Origin of the sequence: Polaromonas sp. (genome assembly GCF_012927415.1) — a bacterium.
Lineage (GTDB): Bacteria > Pseudomonadota > Gammaproteobacteria > Burkholderiales > Burkholderiaceae_C > Polaromonas.
In genome coordinates this window covers 1-7,171 of sequence record NZ_JABBPF010000135.1, presented here as the reverse complement: position 1 = coordinate 7,171, position 7,171 = coordinate 1, and the positions used below count along the sequence as shown (strand labels likewise).

Sequence of the window (7,171 nt, the reverse complement as noted above, 5' to 3'; positions counted from 1 at the left end):
TTATTGATCGCCCGATTTTTGCATGGGTGATTGCCTTGTTTATTCTGGTGCTGGGCAGCGTGGCCATTACGCAGCTGCCGATTGCCCAGTATCCGCCGGTGGCGCCACCTGCAATTGTCGTGACCGCCAGTTACCCTGGCGCGTCCGCCCGGACACTCGAAGACAGCGTACTCAGCGTGATCGAGCGCGAGATGAACGGCACACCGGGCCTGATCTACATGGAATCGGTGGCCCAGGCGAACGGCAGCGGCAGCATCACCCTGAGCTTCGAAACGGGCACCAATCCCGATCTGGCACAGGTGGACGTGCAAAACCGACTCTCAAGGGCCTCGCCACGCTTGCCCCAGGCCGTCACTCAGCAGGGCGTTCGGGTCGACAAGTCGCGATCCAACTTCCTGCTGTTCACCATGCTCTCCTCTGACAACCCGGCAATTGATCCGATCGCGCTGGGCGACTATGCGTCGCGCAACGTGATCCCGGAACTCCAGCGCCTGCCGGGTATTGGCCAGGCCCAACTGTTTGGTACCGAGCGCGCGATGCGCGTCTGGATCGACCCGGCCAAGCTGGCAGGCTTTGCCCTGTCGGCATCCGATGTGACGAATGCCATTCGGGCTCAGAATGCGCAGATTTCCTCTGGCACGATCGGTGACTTGCCCAATGTGGCGGGGCAGGGCACCGCGGCCACCGTGATTGTCAACGGCCAGCTCTCCGGCGTGGAGCAGTTTGGCAATGTCGTGCTGCGTGCCAATACAAACGGCTCTGCGGTACGCCTGAAAGATGTGGCGCGCATTGAACTGGGCGCGCAGACCTATGCGACTTCGGCGCGTCTTAACGGCAAGCCAGCCACCGGCATAGGCGTGCAACTCACACCCTCGGGCAACTCGCTGGCCGCCGCCAAAGCGGTGCGTGTCAAGATGGAGGAACTCAAGCCTTATTTTCCCCAAGGCGTGAGCTACTCCATTCCGTACGACAGTTCGCGTTTTGTGAGCATCTCCATCCGCCAGGTGACCGAGACGCTGATCGAGGCTGTGGTGCTGGTGTTTTTGGTGATGTTCCTGTTCCTGCAGAACTGGCGCTACACCATCATTCCGACCATCGTGGTGCCAATTGCCCTGCTGGGGACCTTCGCCGCGCTGCTGGCGCTGGGCTTTTCCATCAACGTGCTGACCATGTTCGGAATGGTGCTGGTGATTGGCATCGTGGTCGACGATGCCATCGTGGTGGTCGAAAACGTCGAGCGCATCATGAGTGAGGAAGGCTTGCCGCCGCGAGAAGCGACACGCAAGGCGATGGGGCAGATTTCGGGCGCCATCATCGGCGTCACGGTGGTACTGATATCGGTGTTTGTTCCATTGGCATTTTTCGCTGGTTCGGTCGGCAATATTTACCGCCAGTTTTCTGCGGTCATGGTGTCCTCGATTGCTTTTTCGGCCTTTCTGGCGCTGTCGCTCACGCCGGCGCTGTGCGCCACGCTGCTCAAACCGGTTGAAGCCGGTCATCATCATGGGAAGACCGGTTTTTTTGGCTGGTTCAACCGCGGATTTTCGCGCACCGCGAAGGGCTATGAAGGTCTGGTTGCGCGCCTGCTCAAGCGTGCCGGGCGCTACCTGCTTATTTATGCTGCCATCATCGGCGTGGTGGCGCTTGTCTACACACGCCTGCCAACGTCTTTTTTGCCGGCGGAAGACCAGGGCAACTTGCTGGTTAACGTGCAGCTGCCGCCGGGCGCGACGCTGGATCGCACTCGTTCCGTGATGGAGCAGGTCGAAGGCTTCATGCTCAAGCAACCCGAAGTGCAAGGCATGGTTGGCGTTCTGGGATACAGCTTCTCGGGCCAGGGGCAAAATGCGGCGCTGGCCTTTGTGACGCTGAAGGACTGGTCTGATCGCAAGGAGTCAGGCCAGCATGCGGATGCACTCGCCGGACGCGCTTTCGGTGCGCTGTCGGGGGTTCGCGATGCGTTCATTTTCCCGCTGAGTCCTCCTCCGATTCCCGAGTTGGGCTCTGCCAGCGGCTTTACCTTCCGCTTGCAGGATCGCTCGGGGGCTGGTGGAGACGCGTTGCTGGCAGCGCGCAACCAGCTGCTGGGCCTGGCCGCGAAAAGCCCGATGCTGGCGCAGGTCCGGCCCGATGGTCTGGAAGACGCTCCGCAGTTGCAGATCGATATTGACCGGGACAAGGCCAATGCGCTGGGCGTGAGTTTTGATGCCGTCAACGCGGCCTTGTCGACATCTCTGGGTTCGAGCTACGTCAACGACTTTCCCAATCAGGGACGATTGCAGCGCGTGGTGGTGCAAGCCGATGCCCCTGCCCGCATGCAGCCTGATGATCTGCTGAAAATCAATGCCAGCAATAACCAGGGGCAAGCCGTGCCGATGTCTGCGTTCGCGACCACGCGCTGGGTCAAGGGCCCAATGCAAACCGTTCGCTACAACGGCTACCCCGCCATGCGCATCAGCGGTGGCGCGGCGCCGGGCTTTAGCACTGGCGCGGCCATGGTTGAAATGGAAAAACTCGCCGCCCAGTTGCCGCAAGGCTTTGGTTATGAGTGGACCGGGCAGTCGCGCGAGGAAAAGCTTGCCGGCTCGCAGGCCCTGATCCTTTACGGTTTTGCGATTCTGGCGGTGTTCCTGGCCCTTGCCGCGTTGTATGAAAGCTGGTCGATTCCGCTGGCCGTGATTCTGGTGGTGCCGCTGGGTGTGCTGGGCGTATTGCTGGCGACCTTGCTACGCAGCTATTCCAATGATGTGTACTTCCAGGTCGGCCTGATCACCATCATCGGCCTGTCGGCGAAAAACGCGATTCTGATTATCGAGTTTGCCAAGGATTTGCAGGCGCAGGGCAAGGGCGTGATCGAGTCTGCGCTGACCGCCGCGCACCTTCGCTTTCGGCCCATCGTGATGACGTCGTTTGCCTTCATGCTGGGCGTGCTGCCGCTGGCGATCGCCACGGGCGCGAGTTCCGCCAGCCAGCGTGCGATTGGTACCGGGGTGATAGGCGGAATGATTACCGGCACGGCGCTGTCCGTATTTTTTGTGCCAATCTTCTTTGTTTTGATTCGCGGCTTTTTCAAAGGCAGCGAGCGGCAGCGGCTGGTTTACGCCGAACATGCCAAAGCGGCAGGCATAGACGATCATCAAGAAAATGAAGGCAAGGCCCATGAATAAGACAATGCTCCCCCAACTGCTGGCAGTGAGTGCGGCGGTGCTGCTGGTCGGCTGCTCGATGATTCCCAGCTACGAGCGTCCCCTGGCACCGATTGCGACCAGCTATCCAGAATATGGCAACGACGCGCTCGCCAATGCGATGCCGGGCGCAACATCCGCTTCCAGCGTGGCCTGGCAGGATTTTTTTTCGGACGCCAAACTCAAACGGCTGATCGGGCTTTCATTGGCCAACAACCGTGATCTGCGCGTGGCGGTGCTCAGTATCGAGCAGACCAGGGCGCAGTATCAGATTCGGCGGGCCGACCAGTTGCCGACGGTGAACGCGGCGTTCACAGGCTCACGCGTGCCTGCCGCCAACGGTGGAGGAACCAACCAGTACAACGTGGGTTTGGCCGTCACGGCTTATGAACTGGACTTTTTTGGTCGCGTCAGCAGCCTGAAGGAGGCCGCGCTGAACCAGTACCTGGCCACTGAGGAGGGCCGCAAGACGGCGCAGATCAGTTTGATTTCCGCGGTAGCCAACACCTACCTGAGTGTCCTCGCTGATGGGGAACTGCTCGACATCACGCGCCAGACGCTGGTGACGCGCCAGGAGTCCACCAGACTGAGCAAGCTGCGCTTCGACAACGGCGTCACGTCCGAGCTTGACTATCGGCAGGCTGAATCGCTGCTGGAGGCGGCGCGGGTGGCCTATGCGCAGCAGCAGCGCCAGCGCGCCCTCGACGAAAACGCGCTGACCTTGCTGGTCGGTCAGCCGCTGGTGGGCGAATTGCCCACCGCCGCAGCGCAGAGTGTGTCTCTGGCACAAGCGCAGCCCATGATCGATGTACCGGCCGGTTTGCCGTCCGAGTTGCTGACCAACCGGCCCGACATCCGTCAGGCCGAGCAACTGTTATTGGCTTCCAACGCCAATCTTGGGGCGGCGCGTGCCGCATTTTTTCCGAGGATATCGCTGACTGTGGGCGCGGGCAGTGCCAGCAGCCGCTTGTCCGAGCTGTTGAAAAACGGCTCCTGGGGCTGGACTATGGCACCGCAGTTGTTGCTGCCGATTTTTGATGCCGGACGCAATATCGCCGGACTCGACTCGGCCAATGCCGGGCGCGACATTGCCATCGCCCAGTACGAAAAATCCATTCAAACGGCTTTCCGCGAAGTGGCCGATGCGCTGGCGACACGGACGACGCTGGCTGATCAGTTGCAATCGCAGCAGGCCCAGGCGAATGCCGAAGCGGTGCGTTTCAAGTTGTCCGACCTGCGCTACCAAAACGGGATTGCGAGTTACCTCGATCTGCTCGACGCCCAGCGCTCCTTGTTCGCGGCGCAGCTGGCGGTGGTGCAAACCCGTCTGGCCCAGCTGCAAAGCCGGGTCACGCTCTACAAAACGTTGGGCGGCGGCTGGAAAGAACCGGTTGATGACGTGCCGGCCGTGAATGCAGCAAGCGCGTCGAAACCGTAAGTGCATGCGGGTAAGCAGCCGCCAGCCGCTGGGTTTTTATGAAAATGAATGATTTGGGCAGGATGTCCAGGTTTTATCGGCATAGATAGCTATTGAAATGATAGCGCTGTGCGATACCGACCGGCAGCTGGCGCAAGCCGGCACCGGCTTTGCGTTGCGGCTGCCATGGGTTTGGGTCTTTGCTCGCGCCAGTTGCAAAAACAATTGGCCAAATCAGTCCGTAGAGCGATTGTCAAAGGCGCTGCCAGCCCTTAAAACGAGAGCAAGCCGACCGGGCCCGGCAGTCCCAGCCAGCGCCTCGCGGCCACCTGCAGCGTTTGGGCCGGTCCGGTGGTGAACAGGCTGATCTGACCGGGCGAATGCTCCGGCCCGGTCGGCGACCTGATTTGCAACAGTCGCCGCGTCTGCAACGCTACCGCTGCGCCGTTGTCAACCAGTGTGACGCCCGGGCCAAGCAAGGCGCAAAGGTGTTTTCTGGCGAACGGGTAATGGGTGCAGCCCAGCACCAGCGTGTCGCTTTTGTCTTTTTCAGGGCCAAAATTGCCCATTGCACTTGTGTATCGGGCGCACATTGCTATGATTTTTGACATTTCACCGGTTTCCGCGCTGTGCTCGATGGCGTGTGCCAGCCCATCGCAGGGCTGTAACACGAAGGTCGCCTGGCCTGCCTGGGAATCAAGCAGCGCCCTGAATTTGGCGCTCGCCAGGGTGCTGCGTGTCGCCATGACGCCGATGCGCCCAGTCTGGCTGATCAGGGCGGCTGGCTTCAAGGCGGGTTCTACCCCGATCAGCGCCAAGCCGGCATGCTCGGCGCGCAACAGATGAATCGCGGCGGCCGTGGCCGTGTTGCAGGCCATCACCAGCGCCTTGACGTTCTGGCTGACCAGGTATTGAACGATGGCGCGCGAGCGGGTCCGTACATGCGCAACACCGCGCTCACCGTAGGGCGCATGGCCGCTGTCGGCGACATAGATGAAGTGCTCGTGCGGCAACTCGGCACGCAGCGCTTTCAAAACGCTCAGGCCGCCGATGCCGCTGTCAAATACCCCGATGGCGCGGTCCATCAGCGACGGCTTGCCTGATGGCGGTTTTCAGGCATTGATGACGGCAATATCCTTGAATTCGCCCGTCGCAATCCTTTTCTGCCACTCGGCCGGGCCGGTGATATGGGCGCTGGTGCCGCCAGAATTCACCGCTACGGTGACCGGCATGTCGACCACGTCGAATTCGTAAATCGCTTCCATGCCCAGATCAGCAAAGCCGACGACCTCGGCATGCTTGATGGCCTTGGACACCAGATAGGCCGCGCCGCCGACCGCCATCAGATAGGCGCTCTTGTGCTTCTTGATGGCTTCAATCGCGACCGGGCCGCGCTCGGCCTTGCCGACCATCGAGATCAGCCCGGTCTGCGCCAGCATCATCTCGGTGAAGCCGTCCATGCGGGTCGCCGTCGTCGGGCCGGCTGGGCCGACCGCTTCGCCCTTGACCGAATCGACCGGGCCGACGTAGTAAATCACCCGGTTGGTGAAATCGACCGGCAGCTTTTCGCCCTTGGCCAGCATGTCGGCAATGCGCTTGTGCGCGGCGTCGCGGCCGGTCAGCATCTTGCCGTTGAGCAGCAAGGTCTGGCCCGGCGTCCAGCTGGCGACTTCTTCACGGGTCAAAGTGTTGAGGTCGACCTTCTTGCTCTTGACGTAATCAGGCGTCCAGTTCACATCAGGCCAGGTGTCGAGCGACGGCGGCGTGAGATAGACCGGGCCGCTGCCATCCAGCACGAAATGCGCATGGCGCGTGGCGGCGCAGTTTGGAATCATGGCGATCGGCTTGCTGGCGGCGTGCGTCGGGTACAGCTTGATCTTGACGTCGAGCACGGTGGTCAGTCCACCCAGGCCTTGCGCGCCGATGCCCAGCGCATTGACCTTTTCAAACAGTTCCAGGCGCAGCGCCTCGACCTTGGTTAGCGCTTCACCGCCCGTTTCAGCGGCGGACGACTTGGCCTGCAACTCGTACATGTCCAGGTCGTCCATCAGGCTTTCCTTGGCCATCAGCATGGCTTTTTCGGCGGTGCCGCCAATGCCGATGCCGAGCATGCCGGGCGGGCACCAGCCGGCGCCCATGGTCGGCACGGTCTTGAGCACCCAATCGACCACCGAGTCGCCGGGGTTGAGCATGGCCATCTTGCTCTTGTTTTCGCTTCCGCCGCCCTTGGCCGCGACGGTGACTTCCATCGTGTTGCCGGGAACGATTTCAGTGAAGATCACGGCCGGCGTGTTGTCCTTGGTGTTCTTGCGGTCGAACTGCGGATCGGCGACGACCGAGGCGCGCAGCGTGTTGTCGGGGTGGTTGTAGCCTTGCCGGACGCCTTCGTTGATGGCGTCGTCAATGCTGCCGGTGAAGCCGTCCCAGCGCACATCCATGCCGACTTTCAGGAACACGTTGACGATGCCGGTGTCCTGGCAGATCGGGCGGTGCCCGGTCGCGCTCATCTTGCTGTTGGTCAGGATCTGCGCAATGGCATCCTTGGCGGCTGGGCTTTGCTCGCGCTCGT

4 protein-coding genes are annotated in these 7,171 nt (G+C 61.4%); 2 read left to right on the top strand and 2 right to left on the bottom strand.

Annotated elements, in window-relative coordinates:
- Positions 1–2 precede the first annotated feature (2 nt).
- Both HHJ19_RS12125 and HHJ19_RS12120 read left to right on the top strand, forming a co-directional pair.
- Complete coding sequence (locus HHJ19_RS12125) at positions 3–3,167, top strand: efflux RND transporter permease subunit (RefSeq protein ID WP_296907686.1); 3,165 nt, start codon at positions 3–5, stop codon at positions 3,165–3,167.
- Complete coding sequence (locus HHJ19_RS12120; protein WP_296907683.1) at positions 3,160–4,623, top strand: efflux transporter outer membrane subunit; 1,464 nt, start codon at positions 3,160–3,162, stop codon at positions 4,621–4,623. Before HHJ19_RS12125 ends, HHJ19_RS12120 begins: the two co-directional genes overlap by 8 nt.
- A 251-nt stretch (positions 4,624–4,874) precedes the next feature.
- Here the strand turns inward: HHJ19_RS12120 and murI are convergent, their stop codons facing one another.
- Together murI and HHJ19_RS12110 are read right to left on the bottom strand one after the other, a co-directional pair.
- Complete coding sequence (murI, locus tag HHJ19_RS12115) at positions 4,875–5,687, bottom strand: glutamate racemase (protein ID WP_296907680.1); 813 nt, start codon at positions 5,685–5,687, stop codon at positions 4,875–4,877.
- A 27-nt stretch (positions 5,688–5,714) separates the two neighbouring features.
- A partial coding sequence (locus tag HHJ19_RS12110) for a fumarate hydratase (RefSeq protein ID WP_296907678.1) occupies positions 5,715–7,171 on the bottom strand: 1,457 nt, incomplete at its 5' end.